Source organism: Paraburkholderia sp. J63, from assembly GCF_905220245.1.
GTDB lineage: Bacteria > Pseudomonadota > Gammaproteobacteria > Burkholderiales > Burkholderiaceae > Paraburkholderia.
In genome coordinates this window covers 1-1853 of record NZ_CAJMZF010000114.1, presented here as the reverse complement: position 1 = coordinate 1853, position 1853 = coordinate 1, and the positions used below count along the sequence as shown (strand labels likewise).

The window sequence follows — 1853 nt, the reverse complement described above, 5'->3', positions numbered from 1 at the left end:
ATCGGCATAGGGGACGGCCAAGAGGCCGTACCCCTGCCACACCACCCGGCATGCGGGTCCGCACCGGGCGGTTCGGGAAGTTGAGGTTATGAGAGTCGAGCGACACCCAGCCGGTCGAAGTGAGCGATCGTCAGCACGCTGTTGAGTAGCCGTCCACTATTGCGCCACCAGCAGCGACTGTTGGCCGCCACCTGTCGCGCAACGTCATCCGGCGCCCCCAGCGCACACAGCTCCCGGTAAATGGTCGTGCCACGGCGCCAGTGTTTAAGCTGGATGGCACGCAGCCGGTGACGCAGCCACTCGTCCAGTGCCAACCACACTCCGGGCGTTTGCGCCAGCCGGAAGTACGCCTTCCATCCCAACACATAAGGCCGTAACCGTTCCACCACGTCCCGCATGCTGCGCCCGCCTGAGCGGCGGGTCAGTTCACGGATGCGGTGTTTGAACGCCAGCAGCGGTTTGGCCGCCACCTTGCGCTTGACCACCCCACCCGCAGCCACCCACAGGCTGTAGCCCAGAAACTTGCGACCGAACACACTCGCCACCGCGCTTTTGGTCTCGTTGACCTTCAGCCGCAGCCGGCCATACAGGCGTCGCAGCAGTGCCATCACCCGCTCGCCCGCGCGACGACTGCGAACATAGACATTCGCGTCGTCGGCATAGCGCGCGAAGCAGTGACCCCGCCGCTCCAGCTCCTTATCCACTTCATCGAGCAGCACATTGGCCAGTAGTGGGGATAGCGGCCCACCCTGCGGCGTGCCCTGATCCCGCTGCTGAACCACACCGTCATCCATGATGCCGCTGTTCAGATAGGCCCGGATCAGCCGGATCACGCCAGCGTCGCCGATGCGTTTCTGCAGGCGGTCAATCAGGATGTCGTGGTTGACCCGGTCGAAGAACTTCTCCAGATCAACGTCCACTACGATTCGGCGGCCCGACTGCACGTACGATTGCGCGGCAAGCACCGCGTCATGCGCACGCCGTCCCGGCCGGAAGCCGTAGCTGTGCTCGCTGAAGCTCGGGTCCAGAACCGGCTGCAAGACCTGCAGCAGTGCCTGCTGGATCAGCCGGTCCGTCACCGTCGGGATGCCCAGCTCGCGCTCGCCTCCGTCCGGCTTCGGAATCGTCACCCGTCGTACCGGACTGGGCCAGTACGTCCCCTCCAGCAGTTGTTCACGGATCGCAGGCCACGCCGTCACCAGATGACGCGCCGTCTGGTCAATGTCCAGTCCGTCCACGCCAGCAGCGCCTTTGTTGGCCCGTACCCGTTTGAACGCCCGCTTCAGGTTCTCTCTCGTCAGCGCCGCTTCCAGCAGCGTTGACCCCGCGTCCCCGGATTCATCTCGCGGGCAACAGGCTTCGTCGCTCACAGGCATAGACACGGCTTCACCGTGCGTGACTCCTGCTCGCCCCGCTTGCACGGGCATCTGACGCATTGCCTGCCGCATCGACATGACGCTGGACACTCCTTCCCGTTCGGGCCTTCGTCACCAGCTTCAGCCTCACCGGCCTGTCCTGTGACTACTACGCCCTCTGCTGACTTCTCGCTCCGGCTCGACGCCGTTGCCCTTTCAGGCATGAGGCGAGATCTCCCCAGGTAAGAACGCACTCCTTCGCTGCACAACCGCCGGATCTACGTCACCTCGCCTTGATCACGAGAGCTTCGCGGTTTCTGGCCCGCTCGCCCTGCTCGGCAACGCCTTCTATCCGGTTCTTGTTCATCGGCTCGCAGTTTCGCTCCACGCTTCCTCCCCACACTCGGTCACCCTCATGCAGTTGCGCTTCGCTTCGCTCGCTGTGATCAACTTGCGGTGGGACTTGCACCCACTAGAGTGCGCCCATGCTGGGCGCAC

Annotated in this window: 1 protein-coding gene; it reads right to left on the bottom strand. The window is 64.2% G+C overall.

The window, feature by feature from the left end:
- Window positions 1-86 precede the first annotated feature (86 nt).
- Complete coding sequence (gene ltrA, locus U5775_RS38690) at window positions 87-1454, bottom strand: group II intron reverse transcriptase/maturase (RefSeq protein ID WP_322063398.1); 1368 nt, start codon at window positions 1452-1454, stop codon at window positions 87-89.
- Window positions 1455-1853: the final 399 nt, after the last annotated feature.

Bases quoted from the DNA above. Each gene is read 5' to 3' on its own strand.
- ltrA (WP_322063398.1), bottom strand. From the start codon at position 1,454: ATGTCGATGCGGCAGGCAATGCGTCAGATGCCCGTGCAAGCGGGGCGA.